Source organism: Bacillus sp. FJAT-22090, from assembly GCF_001278755.1.
Classification (GTDB): Bacteria; Bacillota; Bacilli; order Bacillales_A; family Planococcaceae; genus Psychrobacillus.
On record NZ_CP012601.1, the window covers coordinates 1,008,955 to 1,023,732 of the forward strand.

Sequence of the window (14,778 nt, forward strand, 5' to 3'; positions counted from 1 at the left end):
GCGAGGAGAAGAATAATGGCAAAATTAATCGCGTTGTACAAACACCCTGAAAACAAAGAGGCTTTTGATGTACATTATTTCAACGTGCATGCACCACTAACAGCGAAGATTCCAGGACTTCGTGAGATGAAAGTGACGAAAGTAACAGGATCTCCAATGGGTGGAGATGGAAAATACTATCTCACATGTGAAATGCATTATGACAGTTTGGATGCACTGCAGGAGGGCTTACGTTCACCGGAAGGAAGAGCTTCTGGCAAAGACTTAATGGGATTTGCAGGTGATCTTGTCACATTAATGATTGGTGAGGAAGCGTAATGAATCGTTTCGAATTCATTGAAACAACTTTAAAGAGAAATATAGCAGTTATTGAGCTGAATCGACCTCGACAGTTAAACTCATTAAATCGAAAAATGGTCAATGAAATTGTCGTAGCGATGGAGGAATTTGACCGAGATGAAAACGTTCGTGTAATAGTGCTTACTGGTAAAGGACGGTCTTTTTCCGCAGGTGCCGACATTGACGAAATGATGGATGATAATCCAGTCAGCTTAGAACAACTAAATCAATTTGCTGATTGGGACCGTTTTGCGCTCATAAAAAAGCCTATACTCGGTGCGTTAAAAGGGTTTGTCTTCGGTGGTGGATTTGAGCTTGCCCTTTGCTGTGATCTATTAATCGCTAGTATCGGTACTGAATTTTCATTTCCAGAAGTAGGACTTGGCGTAATGCCAGGTGCAGGAGGAACACAAAGGTTAACGAAACTTGTGGGTCGTACAAAAGCCCTCGAGTGGCTCTGGACGGGGGAGCGTTTTTCTGCAGAAACAGCTCTCAAAAATGGAGTTATTAACAAAATCGTTGCACCTGAACTATTAATGGAGGAAACGATGAAACTGGCAGAGCGTCTTGCTAATCAACCCCTTCTATCATTGCGGCTTATAAAAGATTCGGTTAATAAAGCTGTAGATTATCCTTTATATGAAGGAATGCAATATGAGAGAAAAAACTTCTATCTACTTTTCGCTTCACAAGATCAAAAAGAAGGTATGAACGCATTTGTTGAAAAAAGAAAACCGAACTACCAAGGGAAGTAAGGAGGTCGTTGCATGTACGAAACGATTCGTTATGATGTCAAAGATGGAATTGCATGGCTCTATTTAAATAGACCTGACAAATTAAATGCATTTATCGCACAAATGAACCGAGAAGTAAAAGATGCGATCAAAGCTGCTACATTCGATGAACAAGTTCGCTGCATAGTCATTTCAGGTGAAGGAAGGGCTTTTTGTTCTGGACAAGATTTGGCAGAAGTCGATGAGAATATGGATCATGGTCAAGTTTTAAGAGATCACTATGGACCGATGATAAAGCAAATTAGACAATGTGAAAAACCGATTGTCGCAGCAGTAAATGGAGTTGCGGCTGGTGCAGGGTTCAGCTTAGCACTTGCTTGTGACTTTAGAATTGTATCGGAACGCGCCAGTTTTTTGAATGCTTTCATACATGTTGGCCTCATTCCAGACTCGGGTAATCTGTATTATTTAACCAAGTTAGTCGGTCATGCTAAAGCTTTGGAATTATCCATTCTTGGAGAAAAGGTATCGGCTACTGATGCAGTCTCATTAGGTCTAGCGAATAAACTTATTCCGTTAGATTTATGGGATGAAGAGGTGTCGGCATTTGCAACAAATCTTTCTACTTTACCAACAAAGGCGATTGGTTTGATTAAAAGATCATTGAAATTCGTTACAGAGCTTACTTTTGAAGACTATCTTGAACAAGAAGCACAAGGGCAACGTATTGCTGGTTTAACAAGTGATCACCGCGAAGGTATTCATGCATTTATGGAAAAAAGAAAACCTGTTTTTTCAGGACAATAGGGAGAGCTGAGCACATGACAACAATTCGGGATAATGATATCGAACAAGAGGCAATGAAACGATCGTTTTATCATTTGATTGTAAATGGAGAAAAAATAAAAAGTAGTACAGGTGAAACGATTAAAACTTACAATCCAGCTACGGGTGAGTTAGTTGCGGAAGTTGCAAAAGCGTCCAAAGAAGATGTTGAAAAAGCCATTGCTAGTGCACGAGATGCATTTGACAATGGTAAATGGAAAATGTATCCTGTTGGTCGCCGATCGCAAGTATTGAACAAAATCGCTGCAATAATGCGTTCTCGTTTTAATGAGCTAGTTGAATTGGAAATTCTCGATACTGGTAAAACGTTTCATGCAGCGCAAGGTCAAGTTTCTCAAGCGATTGAAGATTTTGAGTTTTATGCAGGAGCAATCGTTGGTCACCGAGGAGTCGTTAACAATGTTCCTGGCCAATTCCATAACTATACAGAGAAAGAGCCAGTTGGAGTTTGTGCACAAATCATTCCGTGGAACTATCCACTTATGATGGCTGCTTGGAAAGTGGCACCGGCTATTGCAGTAGGTTGCTCGGTAATTGTAAAGCCAGCTTCCCTCACACCATTAACAGCAATAATCTTGGGAGAAATTTGTCTTGAAGCAGGTGTTCCTGCGGGTGTGGTGAACATCCTTCCAGGTTCTGGATCTGATATTGGTAACTTTTTAGTGGAGCATCCTCAAGTGGATAAAGTAGCTTTCACTGGCTCAACGCCTATCGGTAAAGACATTATGGGGAAAGCATCTCAATCGCTAAAACGTGTAACACTGGAGCTTGGTGGAAAATCTCCTAATCTTGTATTTGAAGATGCAGATATTGACGCTGCAGTAGATGGTTCACTGTTTGGTATTTTCTATAATTCAGGTCAATCATGTGAAGCTCGATCTCGTTTGTATGTACATGAGGATATTTACGATGAATTTTTGAATAAGTTTGTTGAAAAAACGAAAAAATTACAGCTAGGTAACCCGTTTGATAAAGGAACACATGTTGGTGCAATTATCGATCAAGTTCAACTTGATACAATCGATAGTTATGTACAATCAGCTCGGAAAGAAGGAGCTGAAATTCTTGTTGGTGGAAATGTTTCGAAACCAAATGGATACGAAAACGGATTCTGGTATGAGCCAACGATTATTGCAAATGTAAATCACGATATGACAGTTGTAAAAGAAGAAATTTTTGGTCCAGTTGTTGTATTAATGAAATTTAAAGATGAAAAAGAAGCAATCCGACTTGCAAACGATACAGAGTTCGGGTTAGGCTCAGCCATTTGGTCAAAAGATGGTGCACGTGCGACGCGTGTTGCAAATCAGATTCAAGCAGGCATTGTAATGGTAAACTGTCCATTCTCAGCATTTCCTGGGACACCATTTGGCGGATATAAACAATCAGGTTTCGGACGTGAGCTATGTATTGAAACGCTAGACCTCTATACGGAAACGAAAAGCATTTTATCTTACTATGGCAGTCGACCACTGAATCCATTCGGACTGTAAAAATAAACTGAAAATACGGACAGGGAAAAATTCAAACCCTGTCCGTATTCTTTCATTAACATAAGGGGAGTAGAATAATGATCAACCGTATTGTTATCATAGGTGCAGGTATTATGGGAAGAGGGATTGCTTATGTAGGAGCAGTTGGTGGCTATGCAGTGACAGTTGTCGACAATCATAATTCTGCATTACTAAACGCGAAGAAAGATATAGATAGCATGTTTGAAAAAGGACTTGTGCACGGAAAGATTACATCGGTACAGGTTGAACAAGCAAGACTTAATTTAAGCTATGAAAGCGATCTTTCAAAAGCAGTAAGTACTGCTGATTTAATTATTGAAGCTGTACCTGAAATAACAACTATTAAAAAAGAAGTGTTTGAAACGATAGAAGAACATGCTCCTTCTCATTGCTATTTTGCTACAAATACTTCGACGATGAGCCCAACAGAAATCGCTTCTTTTGGAAAACGGCCAGAAAAAACAATTGCGATGCATTTTTTTAATCCTGTACATAAAATGCATTTAGTCGAAATTGTACGAGGGTTGGAAACAAGTGATGAAACGGCCGAAAGAATTAAAGAAGTAGCTATAAAAATGGGAAAAGAAACTGTTGTCATTAATGAATTTCCAGGGTTCGTAACGAGCCGAATTAGCGCACTTGTTGGTAACGAAGCGTTTTACATGCTTCAAGAAGGGTTAGGTACACCAGAAGAAATTGATAAAGCGATTAAGCTAGGATTAAATTACCCAATGGGACCATTCGAATTAGTAGATTTAGTAGGACTTGATACACGATTAAATAATTTAAAATATTTACATGAAAAGCTTGGGGAAAAGTATCGTCCTGCACCTCTTTTAGAACAATATGTCAAAGCAGGACGTCTAGGACGAAAGAGTGGAAAAGGTGTGTACGACTATTCTATTGATGAAGAGTTGGTTTCGAAATGAGAGAAGTAGTCATAGTAGATGCTGTCCGTACGCCTATTGGAAGATACAACGGATCACTAAGAGAAGTTCGACCAGATGATTTAGGAGCTATTGTTATTAAAGCACTTGTTGAACGTAATCCGAACCTCTCCGTAAAGGAAATTGAAGAAGTTGTTTTCGGGAATGCAAACCAAGCAGGTGAAGATAACCGCAACGTTGCAAGAATGTCGGCATTGTTAGCTGGTCTACCTGTCGAAGTAGCAGGAACAACTATAAACCGTCTCTGTGGTTCTGGACTTGACGCTGTTATGTACGCTGCAAGAGCAATATCAGTTGGCGAAGGCGATATTTACATCGCTGGTGGCACTGAAAGCATGACGCGAGCACCGTTTGTCATGGCAAAGCCAGATAGAGAGTTCCCACGAGGAAATATGGAACTGCAAGATACAACAATCGGGTGGCGTTTTACAAATAAAAAACTGAAAGTGATGTACGGTGTAGATACGATGCCAGAAACTGCCGAAAATGTTGCAAAGCGATTTCATATAACGCGGGAGGATCAGGATTTATTTGCATTCGAGAGCCAGCAACGTGCTAAAAAAGCTTTGGCAGAAAATCGATTTGCGGAAGAAATCGTTCCAGTTATGTATAAGGACCGGAAAGGGAATGAAATCATTGTCGACCAAGATGAGCATCCAAGACCAAATACAACGTTACATCAGCTTGGAAAACTAAAACCATTATATGAAGGTGGTACGGTTACACCAGGTAACGCTTCGGGAGTCAATGACGGTGCATCTGCTTTACTTCTTATGAGTGCGGAAAAAGCAAAAGAACTGAATGTGAAGCCATTAGCAAAATATGTTACAGGTGCAACAGCGGGACTTGAACCAGCTGTTATGGGGCTTGGTCCTATTTTCGCTTCAAAAAAAGCACTACAACGTGCAGGGTTGAAAACAACTGACCTTGGTCTTGTAGAATTGAATGAAGCTTTTGCTTCACAATCTCTGGAGTGCATTCGCCAACTAGAATTAGAAAGTGAAAAAGTGAATGTCAATGGAGGAGCAATAGCTTTTGGACACCCTCTAGGTGCGAGTGGTGCTCGAATAGTAACGACACTTTTATATGAAATGAAGAAAAGAAATGTTCAATTCGGATTGGCGACAATGTGTATCGGCGTAGGTCAAGGGATTGCAACTATATTTGAGAATGTATCAGAGTAGGTACTAGAATTTTGCTGTCCTTCAAGCGTCAAAGCTCTTTAAAAGAAGAGCAACAACGAGAGAAGGGCAATTTTTATAACTAATTCAAGATGTTCTTGCAACGAAAACAAAGCGACCTGAGAAATTCACTATAGTTGTTCGAATAGGAGATGTCATAATGATGAATATTTTATTAAGAAAAGAAAACAACATTGCATATATCACCATTAATCGCGAAGAAGCCCTGAACTGTTTTAATTATGATACATTGCATCAGCTTCAACAAGTAGTAGATGCTATCTCAATTGATCCGGAAGTGAAAGTGATTATATTTACTGGAGCAGGGGATAGATCTTTTAGTGCTGGTGCCGATTTGAAAGAGCGGAAAACATTAAAAGAATCAGAAGTTAGGAGAAACGTGAAAGCGATACGAGATGTGTTCAACAGTATCGCAAATCTGCCACAGCCAACTATAGCTGCAGTCAATGGGTATGCATTTGGCGGAGGCTTTGAACTGATGATTGCGTGTGATTTTTCCATTGCAGCTGAAGGAGTGAAAATGGGTCTAACTGAAACAAGCTGGGCAATCATACCAGGAGCAGGTGGGACGCAAAGATTACCAAGATTAGTAGGGGAAATGAGAGCGAAAGAGCTGATTTTCACTGCAAGAAAATTCACGGCAGAAGAAGGGGTCCAGCTTGGAGTGGTATTAAAAGTAGTCCAAATAGAAAATCTTCTGAAGTCTTGTGAACAACTTGCAAACGATATTATGAAAAATGGTCCTGTAGCAATTAAACAAGCGAAGTATGCAATTACACAAGGAATGAATACCGACTTGCATACAGGGCTTGCAATCGAGTCTAAGGCATACGAATTAACGATCCCAACTGAGGATCGCATGGAAGCGTTACTTGCATTCAGTGAGAAAAGGAATCCTGTCTTTTTAGGGAAATAATTAGTAAACTCTAATAACAAAATAATGAAAGAAGGGAAGAAACGTGTTATATTGGAATTCAGGAAAAAAGAAAGAGTGAGTTTACATGTCGAATACACAATCAATGATATTTACAATTTACGGTGATTATATCCGTCATTACGGAAATAAAATATGGATCGGAAGCTTAATCCGACTGCTAAAAGAGTTTGGACATAATGAACAGTCGGTACGAGTAGCGGTTTCAAGAATGATGAAACAAGGTTGGCTCGAGTCCGAGAAGGAAGGGAATAAAAGTTATTACTTTTTGACGACACGTGGTGAAGCTCGGATGGAAGAAGCTGCCATTCGGATTTTTAAATTAATGCCAAACGACTGGGATGGAAAATGGCGTATGCTAATGTATACGATTCCAGAAGAAAAAAGACAAGTTCGAGATGAACTACGAAAAGAGCTTTTATGGAGTGGATTCGGCAGTTTTTCTAGTGGATGCTGGATCTCACCGAACAATCTTGAAAAAGAGGTTGAATTTCTTATAGAAAAATATGGTATACAAAATTATGTAGATTTCTTCGTAGCAGACTACAAAGGTCCTCAAGCAAACAGAGCTCTTGTTGAAAAAAGTTGGCCGCTTCAAGAAATTGAAGGAAAATATCAAGATTTTATCTCTACCTACAGCAAACAATATATAATCCATCGGAGCATGATGAACGATGGAAGAATGTCGGATGCAGAATGTTTTGTTGAACGAACAAATCTTGTACATGAATACCGTAAGTTTCTATTTTCTGATCCTGGTCTTCCAAAGGAACTGTTACCAGAAATATGGAGTGGTAACCATGCAGCTCTTTTATTTGAGCAATATTATAAATTGCTTGCACAGCCAGCAAATCATTTTTTCGAAGAAGTATTCCAAGAAGATAATGATTTGCGTCGTAAGGACAAAGCATATGATGCAGATGATCATCCACTTCTTATGGACTAACGTTTTTGGAGAATAGAAAAATACTTACATTTTTTGTTTGTAAACACATATCGGAATATAGTATCTCAAACGGTTTCGGGAAACGTTGGACATTTCCGAAACCGTTTGATTTTTTATCCATACATTTTTTTAATTTACGATTCAAATGATCAGCGGTTCTACTTGATCAATAGTAATTATCTCTTGCTAATCATATTCGGGGCACCACCATTATTTAGTATCTATAATTAAAATAGCGAGATGGAGTTGTCTAAAAACTAGAAAAGTAGAGTGAGGGGAAGTTCTAGAATTCCCCTCACTCTACTTATTTAATTCTAGAAAATCGTTGAAAAAGGCGACACTCCTGCGGGATTAGCGTTAGTCGAAGATGAAGTGACCCCAAAGCGAAGCGAGGAGGCTGAGGCAACGCCCGCGGAAAGGGAGCCGTTTCAACGATTTTCTTATTTATTGGGTTTTTGAGAAACCCCATGTGGCAAAGTTAATTATAGGAACTTTTTAGTAACCTCAGCGTATATCTCCAAATAAAAGGATGCTCGATGTCAGGTTTTTCTTTCTCTTTTTGTACTTACTATTCTTCTTTTTCAAAAATTTCACGATAATCGTATCCTTTTTGAACATACGTATCAATGGAAAGCTGAATAATATCGAAATCTTTTTCGTTTAATTCTCGCACTACCTTTCCTGGTGAACCGACGACTAGTGAGCGTGGAGGAATTTTCTTACCAGGCGGAATTAACGTATTAGCACCGATAATGCACTCTTCTCCAATTTCAGCATGATCTAGAATTGTGGATCCCATTCCAATAATAGAGCGTTTTCCAACCTTACATCCATGAAGGATGACATTATGTCCAACAGTAACTTCGTCTTCTATTACAACAGGCGCATCTTCATATAAATGAATGGTTGAATTATCTTGGATACTGCATCTTTTTCCAATTGAAATTAATCCTTCATCTCCGCGCAGAACTGTATTGAACCAAATAGTAGATTCTTCTCCAACTTGGACCTCTCCGATAACTTTTGCACCTGGAGCAACAAAGACAGTAGGATCTAACGCAGGTTTTTTCCCTTTAAAAGTGATAATCATAAATTTACCCCCATTTTTTTAAATAATCTCAATTGTCATTCTATTGATTTTACTATAACATATTTTTATAGGGGTGGATAAAAAATGATATATATTTGTGAAAAGTTGCAAATAACCTATCCGATTATTCAAGGAGGTATGGGGAATATTAGCAATGCAAAGCTTGCTGCAGCTGTCTCAGAAGCAGGGGGCCTTGGCACGATCGGGTGCGGAACAATGACTCCAAAGGAAGTAGAGAACATAATATTAGAAACAAAAGCGCTAACAAATAAGAACTTCGCTATAAACATTGCAATTAGTGTCACACCTTTTATAGATGAATTAATTGATCTTGTTATCAAACATAAAGTACCAATTATTTCGTTATCAGCGGGAAACCCAGCACCATATATTCCTCTACTGCATGAACATGGAGTAATAGTAATAGCTCTAGTAGCTTCTGTAAAACATGCACAGAAAGCGGAAGCTGCTGGGGCAGACATACTCGTGGCAGAAGGGTTTGAAGCTGCTGGTATAAACTCAAACTTAGAACTAACTACTTTCACACTCATTCCGCAAATTGTGAAACGCGTTAACATTCCCGTACTTGCAGCTGGAGGAATTGGAGATGGCAAAGGATTGGCAGCTGCACTTATGCTTGGTGCAAGCGGTGTCCAAATCGGTACGCGTTTAATCGCAACAAAGGAAGCACCTTTTCACGATGTTTATAAGGAAAACTTATTGAAGGCCAGTGACACGGAAACATTGATTGTCGGTCGAAGTGTAGGAAGACTGAGAAGAATCTTAAAGACACCTTATGCTATGAAGCTCTATGAATTGGATAAAGCAGGGATGACACTGGATCAATATAGTGAACTGACCTCGGAAAAACAACATCTTAAAGGTGCATTAGAAGGCGATATCGAAAATGGTTTTATGAATAGTGGACAAATTGCAGGACTTATTGAAGATATTCCAACAGTAAAAGAACTAATTGACGACATGGTGGGAGTAGCAGAAAATCGTATGATTAAATCTGCAAAAGAATTTAAGAGAATACTAGAGTTGTAAAAAGTAGTGGGGACCTTACTCACTACTTTTTTTGTGTGAATCAGTTAATTTTGAATTGATAGATTTTTCTAATTACTATATTGACTATCGTATTACAAATTGATACGATTACGTTGTAATAGTGTTATGTTAGATGAAATATAATTGTATATGTAAGCGTTTACACCAATTTGTGTAATGGTGAATAGAAATACCTAAACACCATTCAGTATTAAGAAGATTCGAGCATATAGTAAGTAGAGGTGTTGTAATGAGAAGCGGAATGGAAATAGGCAGAGAAGAGACTATACAAATATCAGTAACAGAGGATATGTTTGCATCTTTTGAAGGGAAAATAGTTCATCCTGTCTATTCAACGGTAACAATGACATATCATATGGAGTGGGTTTCCAGGAAAATTATTCTTCCATTTTTAGAAGACCAGGAAGAAGGAATGGGAGCATCCGTAAAGCTAAGTCATATAGCGCCTTCCCCACTCGGTACGGTAGTTACGCTAACTGCAACTTTAGTTGATGTACAGGACAATGTAGTACTGACAAAAATTGTGGCATCCAACCAATTAGGTATTATTGGTAAAGGTGAAGTGAAACAAGTTATTTTACCTAAAAAAACAATAGCTGAAAAACTAAGAAATGCTTCCATATTTCCAGAGAAAGAAGAAACTATTTTAGACTAGAAAGTAATTCCTTAGGGGGTATAAAGGGTGATAATGGCTGAAAAAATGGCAATAACAAAAGAATTTGATCTTTTCGAGAAGATGGCGAAACATGAACAAGTGGTTTTTTGTAACGATCCATCTACTGAATTGCGTGCAATTATTGCAATCCATAATACAACGCTTGGCCCAGCACTTGGTGGATGTCGTATGCAACCATATAGTAGTGTGGATGAAGCGCTAGAAGATGCTCTTCGTCTTTCAAAAGGAATGACTTATAAATGCGCAGCTGCTGATGTCGATTTCGGAGGCGGGAAAGCAGTAATTATTGGTGATCCTAAAACAGATAAATCACCGGAATTATTCCGCGCATTCGGCCAATTTGTAAACTCTCTAGGTGGACGTTTTTATACGGGTACCGATATGGGGACGACAATGGATGATTTCATTCATGCAATGAAAGAAACGAATTTCATTAACGGACTTCCAGAAGAATATGGTGGAGGTGGCGATTCTTCTGTACCAACTGCCGCTGGTGTTTTGTATGGCATCAAAGCAACCAATCAATTGTTGTATGGAAATGATGACTTGGGTCAACATAGTTATGCGATTCAGGGATTAGGTAAGGTAGGGTTTAAAGTTGCAAAAGGACTTCTGGAAGCTGGTGCTCGCATTTTCGTAACAGATATTAATAAAGATAGCCTTCGAGCAATCGAAGAAGTAGCTGCAAAAACAACTGGCAAAGTTCAGTTTGTTGAAAATGATGATATTTATTCCCAAGAAGCAGATATATTCGTTCCATGTGCATTTGGAGGGATTATTAACGACACTACAATTCCTCATTTTAAAGTGAAAGCAATTGTAGGATCGGCTAACAATCAATTATTAGAAGATAGACATGGAAGATTATTGAGAGATAATGGGATTTTGTATGCACCGGATTACATTGTCAATTCTGGTGGTCTTATTCAAGTGGCAGATGAATTGTACGGTATAAATCTTGAGCGTGTACTTGCAAAAACGAAACATATTTACGATGTAATGTTGGAAGTGTATAAAGATGCTGCGAGCAGCGGAAAAACAACAGAGGAATCAGCGAATGCAATGTGTGAAAAAAGAATAGCAGATCGAAGCAAACGGAATAGCTTTTACTCAGCACCAGCGAAACCAAAATGGTCGTTTAGCAAACTATCCTAATGGGAGGCGAGTTAAGTGGAAGATAACTACCCTATAAAAAGAATCATAGACGATCAAGGATATCTTGTTGATACGGGATTTGAAAAACAAATAGATGAGCAATTGGTTCAAGACCTTTACTATCACATCTTACGAATTCGTACTTTTGATAGAAAAGCGATTAACTTGCAACGACAAGGACGTTTGGGTACTTATGCCCCTTTTGAAGGACAGGAAGCTGCTCAAGTTGGTAGCGCACTCGCATTAAAAGCTGGAGACTGGGTTTTCCCAACTTATCGAGATCATGGTGCGACAATTACATTCGGAAAAAGTATGGCTAGAACGTTTTTGTATTGGAATGGGAGAGTAGAGGGCTGTGTAGCACCGCAAGATAGAAATATATTCCCACCCGCTGTTCCTATTGCAACTCAACTACCTCATGCGGCAGGAGCTGCTTGGGCTGAGAAGAGAAGAGGAACACAAAATGCAGCAATTGCTTATTTCGGGGACGGTGCAACTTCGGAAGGTGATTTTCATGAAGGTTTGAATTTTGCGAGTGTATTTAAAGTACCAGTTGTCTTTTTTAACCAAAATAATGGATATGCGATTTCAGTCCCGATTGAAAAACAAATGAATTCTGAGACGATAGCTCAAAAATCAGTTGCTTATGGTATACCAGGGGTTCGAATCGATGGAAATGATTGTTTCGCAGTATATTTTGAAACAAAAAAAGCTTTTGACAATGCTCGAGGTGGAAATGGCCCAACATTGATAGAAGCAGTTACTTGGCGAAAAGGTGCACACACGACAGCTGATGATCCGTCAAAATACCGTCCTGAAAAACAAGGGGAGGATTTTGTTGACCCATTAACAAGATTAGAACTGTTTATGAAAAATTACGGCTACTGGAATGATGAATGGATCCAAGCAACTAAAGATAAAACGAGCAGTGAAGTTGAAGCGGCTGTTGAAGAAATGGAAAAGTTTCCTCCGCCGAACTTAGAAGACGTTTTTAATCATGTATATGCTGAAATGCCAGCTCAACTTGTTGAACAAAAAGAATCGTACCTTGCACATCTAGGGAGGCGGTAATGAATGGCACAAATAAAAGAGTCAGTTACAAAAAATGAAACGACAAAGCAGTTGACCTTAATTCAAGCTATTAATGATGGTATGCGACTCCTGTTAGAAGAGGATGATCGAACCATTATTCTTGGAGAAGATATCGGAAAGAACGGCGGGGTATTCCGAGCGACTGAAGGACTACAAGAAACATTTGGTGATGATAGAGTAGTAGACACTCCACTGTCAGAAGCAGGGATTATCGGAACGTCAATTGGTCTTGCGGTGAACGGTTTTAGACCGATTGCAGAAATCCAATTCCTCGGTTTTATTTATCCTGCTTACGAGCAGATCATGACACATGTCTCACGAATTCGAATGCGTTCGATGTCCCGTTTTACAGTGCCAATGGTTATTCGAGCACCATACGGGGCTGGAATACGCGCACCCGAGATACATTCTGATAGTACTGAAACCTTATTCACACATATGCCTGGCATTAAGGTCGTTTGCCCTTCAAATCCTTACGATGCAAAAGGATTGTTAATTGCTGCCATGGAAGATCCTGATCCAGTATTGGTTTTGGAGCCAATGAAAAACTATCGTTCGAAGAGAGAAGAAGTACCTGTTGGAAAATATACGGTGAAAATTGGTAAAGGAAAAATTGTGCGTGAAGGTACGGATGTAACACTAATTGCTTGGGGAGCGATGATATCGATTGCAGAGAAAGCAGCTGAATTGGCTGCGCTAAAGGGAATTAGTTGTGAAATTATTGATCTAAGAACATTGTATCCAATTGATCGTGACATAATAGCTAACTCTGTAAAAAAGACAACAAGAGCAGTTATTATTCATGAAGCTCAAAATACTGGAGGATTAGGTAATGATATCGTGTCGATTATTAACGATACAGCCTTCCTTTATTTACGAGCTCCAATTGAACGAATTACGGGATTTGACGTACCGGTTCCATTCTTTGCATTAGAAGAACATTATCTACCAACACCGGCAAGAGTCGTTGAGGGAATTGAAAAAGTGGTTCATTTTTAAGGAGGATATGGAATGCTCGAAGTAAAGCTGCATGATGTCGGGGAAGGAATGACCGAAGGAGAAGTACTTCATTACTTAGTGAAGGTCGGAGATTCGGTTATGACTGATCAACCACTTGTAGAAGTACAAACAGACAAAATGGTTGCTGAACTTACTTCTCCTTGCTCAGGCATCGTTAAAGAAATTCGTATTGATGAAGGTGAAGTTGTACAGGTCGGAACAAGTTTACTCTACATTGAATCCGATGAATCTGTACGGACGGAACAAAAATTACATGTAGAAATGAATCCAGTTTCAGAAATGAAAGGGAAGTCTACGAATAACAATGAAGAAAAAGCTCTTCCGATGACTTATAAACGAGTGCTTGCTACTCCATACACACGCAAAATTGCACGCGACAATAACATTAATATTGAAGATGTCCGTGCTACAGATCCATCTGGAAGAGTAACAGAGGAAGATGTTTTTCGATTCTTGAAAGGAATACAATTAACTGAGGAATCAGTAAAGGATGAAAAGCAAACAGTATTTTCTCAAGAAATACCCGATGAAATTCCTTTTAAAGGGATTCGCAAGAAGATTGCAGAAAAGATGACGAAATCACTCTTTACAATTCCCCATGTCACTCATTTTGACGAAGTCAATATGACAAACTTACTTGAATTGAAAGAGCAAATGAAAGCATCTGGAGAATCAATCAGTGTCCCAGCATTTCTTATTAAAGCACTTGTTATTTCATTAAAGGAATTCCCTATATTCAATGCGGAACTCGATGAAGAAAATAGCAGGATACTACTAAAGAAAAACTATCATATCGGTATCGCGACAAACACAGAAAGTGGTTTAATGGTCCCGGTTATTCATCATGTCGATAAGAAATCAATTAAACAGATTAACAAAGAGGTCAAAGGGTTAACAGAAAGAGCAATTGCAGGTAAACTACAACCATTTGAAATGAAAAATAGTACCTTTACAGTGAGTAATGTTGGACCTTTAGGAAGTACAGGAGCTACCCCAATTATCAACTATCCTGAAACCGCTCTGATTGCTTTTCACAAAACAAAAAAACAACCAATTGTCAATTCTCATGATGAAATCGTAATAGGCCATATTATGACATTTTCTATGGCGTTTGACCACCGTGTAGCGGATGGCGCTACGGCAGTTGAATTTACGAACCGGTTTGTAGGTTTGATTGAACAGCCACATAAACTGATGTTGGAGTTGATATAA

The 14,778-nt window shown here is 39.0% G+C and carries 15 protein-coding genes; 14 read left to right on the forward strand and 1 reads right to left on the reverse strand.

Annotated features, from left to right (window positions below; translation table 11 throughout):
- The first annotated feature begins 15 nt into the window (after positions 1–15).
- From AM499_RS05305 to paaX, 8 genes are all read left to right on the forward strand, one after another.
- Positions 16–318 (forward strand): EthD family reductase, encoded by a 303-nt coding sequence (locus tag AM499_RS05305; protein ID WP_053589223.1) that lies wholly within the window; start codon positions 16–18, stop codon positions 316–318.
- Positions 318–1,094 (forward strand): enoyl-CoA hydratase/isomerase family protein, encoded by a 777-nt coding sequence (locus tag AM499_RS05310; protein WP_053589224.1) that lies wholly within the window; start codon positions 318–320, stop codon positions 1,092–1,094. Before AM499_RS05305 ends, AM499_RS05310 begins: the two co-directional genes overlap by 1 nt.
- 12 nt (positions 1,095–1,106) lie before the next feature.
- Positions 1,107–1,880, forward strand: coding sequence for an enoyl-CoA hydratase-related protein (locus AM499_RS05315; protein ID WP_053589225.1), 774 nt, complete (start codon positions 1,107–1,109; stop codon positions 1,878–1,880).
- A gap of 14 nt (positions 1,881–1,894) precedes the next feature.
- A complete protein-coding gene (locus tag AM499_RS05320; protein WP_053589226.1) occupies positions 1,895–3,412 on the forward strand; it encodes an aldehyde dehydrogenase family protein in 1,518 nt (505 codons plus the stop codon).
- A gap of 77 nt (positions 3,413–3,489) precedes the next feature.
- Positions 3,490–4,362 (forward strand): 3-hydroxyacyl-CoA dehydrogenase, encoded by an 873-nt coding sequence (locus AM499_RS05325; RefSeq protein ID WP_053589227.1) that lies wholly within the window; start codon positions 3,490–3,492, stop codon positions 4,360–4,362.
- On the forward strand, positions 4,359–5,564 hold the full coding sequence (locus AM499_RS05330) for an acetyl-CoA C-acyltransferase (RefSeq protein WP_053589228.1): 1,206 nt from the start codon (positions 4,359–4,361) through the stop codon (positions 5,562–5,564). The genes AM499_RS05325 and AM499_RS05330 overlap by 4 nt, the downstream gene beginning before the upstream one ends.
- A 157-nt stretch (positions 5,565–5,721) precedes the next feature.
- A complete protein-coding gene (locus AM499_RS05335; protein ID WP_053589229.1) occupies positions 5,722–6,498 on the forward strand; it encodes an enoyl-CoA hydratase-related protein in 777 nt (258 codons plus the stop codon).
- Between the two features lie 85 nt (positions 6,499–6,583).
- A complete protein-coding gene (gene paaX / locus AM499_RS05340; RefSeq protein WP_053589230.1) occupies positions 6,584–7,462 on the forward strand; it encodes a phenylacetic acid degradation operon negative regulatory protein PaaX in 879 nt (292 codons plus the stop codon).
- A 568-nt stretch (positions 7,463–8,030) separates the two neighbouring features.
- On the opposite strand, the gene AM499_RS05345 is transcribed toward paaX, so the two are convergent.
- Positions 8,031–8,552: a gamma carbonic anhydrase family protein gene (locus AM499_RS05345; protein ID WP_053589231.1), complete on the reverse strand. Its 522-nt coding sequence runs from the start codon at positions 8,550–8,552 to the stop codon at positions 8,031–8,033.
- An 84-nt stretch (positions 8,553–8,636) separates the two neighbouring features.
- On the opposite strand from AM499_RS05345, the gene AM499_RS05350 reads away from it, so the two are divergent.
- The 6 genes from AM499_RS05350 to AM499_RS05375 all read left to right on the forward strand — a co-directional run bounded on the left by AM499_RS05350 (position 8,637) and on the right by AM499_RS05375 (position 14,778).
- The gene (locus AM499_RS05350; RefSeq protein WP_053589232.1) at positions 8,637–9,602 is read left to right on the forward strand and encodes an NAD(P)H-dependent flavin oxidoreductase; all 966 of its coding nucleotides are present in this window, start codon (positions 8,637–8,639) and stop codon (positions 9,600–9,602) included.
- 250 nt (positions 9,603–9,852) lie between these two features.
- Entirely contained in the window at positions 9,853–10,278 is a 426-nt protein-coding gene (locus tag AM499_RS05355) for a thioesterase family protein (RefSeq protein ID WP_053589233.1), read from the forward strand.
- Positions 10,279–10,311: 33 nt separating this feature from the next.
- Positions 10,312–11,454, forward strand: a complete 1,143-nt coding sequence (locus tag AM499_RS05360) for a Leu/Phe/Val dehydrogenase (RefSeq protein WP_053592101.1) — start codon at positions 10,312–10,314, stop codon at positions 11,452–11,454.
- 15 nt (positions 11,455–11,469) lie between these two features.
- Positions 11,470–12,525, forward strand: a complete 1,056-nt coding sequence (gene pdhA / locus AM499_RS05365) for a pyruvate dehydrogenase (acetyl-transferring) E1 component subunit alpha (RefSeq protein WP_053589234.1) — start codon at positions 11,470–11,472, stop codon at positions 12,523–12,525.
- 3 nt (positions 12,526–12,528) lie between these two features.
- Positions 12,529–13,545 carry an alpha-ketoacid dehydrogenase subunit beta gene (locus tag AM499_RS05370; protein ID WP_053589235.1) on the forward strand — a complete coding sequence of 339 codons (1,017 nt, stop codon included), beginning with the start codon at positions 12,529–12,531 and terminating at the stop codon, positions 13,543–13,545.
- Between the two features lie 12 nt (positions 13,546–13,557).
- A complete protein-coding gene (locus AM499_RS05375) occupies positions 13,558–14,778 on the forward strand; it encodes a dihydrolipoamide acetyltransferase family protein (RefSeq protein WP_053589236.1) in 1,221 nt (406 codons plus the stop codon).

Bases quoted from the DNA above. Each gene is read 5' to 3' on its own strand.
- AM499_RS05370 (WP_053589235.1), top strand. From the start codon at position 12,529: ATGGCACAAATAAAAGAGTCAGTTACAAAAAATGAAACGACAAAGCAG.
- AM499_RS05320 (WP_053589226.1), top strand. From the start codon at position 1,895: ATGACAACAATTCGGGATAATGATATCGAACAAGAGGCAATGAAACGA.
- AM499_RS05335 (WP_053589229.1), top strand. From the start codon at position 5,722: ATGATGAATATTTTATTAAGAAAAGAAAACAACATTGCATATATCACC.
- AM499_RS05305 (WP_053589223.1), top strand. From the start codon at position 16: ATGGCAAAATTAATCGCGTTGTACAAACACCCTGAAAACAAAGAGGCT.
- AM499_RS05310 (WP_053589224.1), top strand. From the start codon at position 318: ATGAATCGTTTCGAATTCATTGAAACAACTTTAAAGAGAAATATAGCA.
- AM499_RS05360 (WP_053592101.1), top strand. From the start codon at position 10,312: ATGGCTGAAAAAATGGCAATAACAAAAGAATTTGATCTTTTCGAGAAG.
- AM499_RS05330 (WP_053589228.1), top strand. From the start codon at position 4,359: ATGAGAGAAGTAGTCATAGTAGATGCTGTCCGTACGCCTATTGGAAGA.
- AM499_RS05350 (WP_053589232.1), top strand. From the start codon at position 8,637: ATGATATATATTTGTGAAAAGTTGCAAATAACCTATCCGATTATTCAA.
- AM499_RS05315 (WP_053589225.1), top strand. From the start codon at position 1,107: ATGTACGAAACGATTCGTTATGATGTCAAAGATGGAATTGCATGGCTC.
- AM499_RS05345 (WP_053589231.1), bottom strand. From the start codon at position 8,552: ATGATTATCACTTTTAAAGGGAAAAAACCTGCGTTAGATCCTACTGTC.
- AM499_RS05375 (WP_053589236.1), top strand. From the start codon at position 13,558: ATGCTCGAAGTAAAGCTGCATGATGTCGGGGAAGGAATGACCGAAGGA.
- paaX (WP_053589230.1), top strand. From the start codon at position 6,584: ATGTCGAATACACAATCAATGATATTTACAATTTACGGTGATTATATC.
- AM499_RS05355 (WP_053589233.1), top strand. From the start codon at position 9,853: ATGAGAAGCGGAATGGAAATAGGCAGAGAAGAGACTATACAAATATCA.
- AM499_RS05325 (WP_053589227.1), top strand. From the start codon at position 3,490: ATGATCAACCGTATTGTTATCATAGGTGCAGGTATTATGGGAAGAGGG.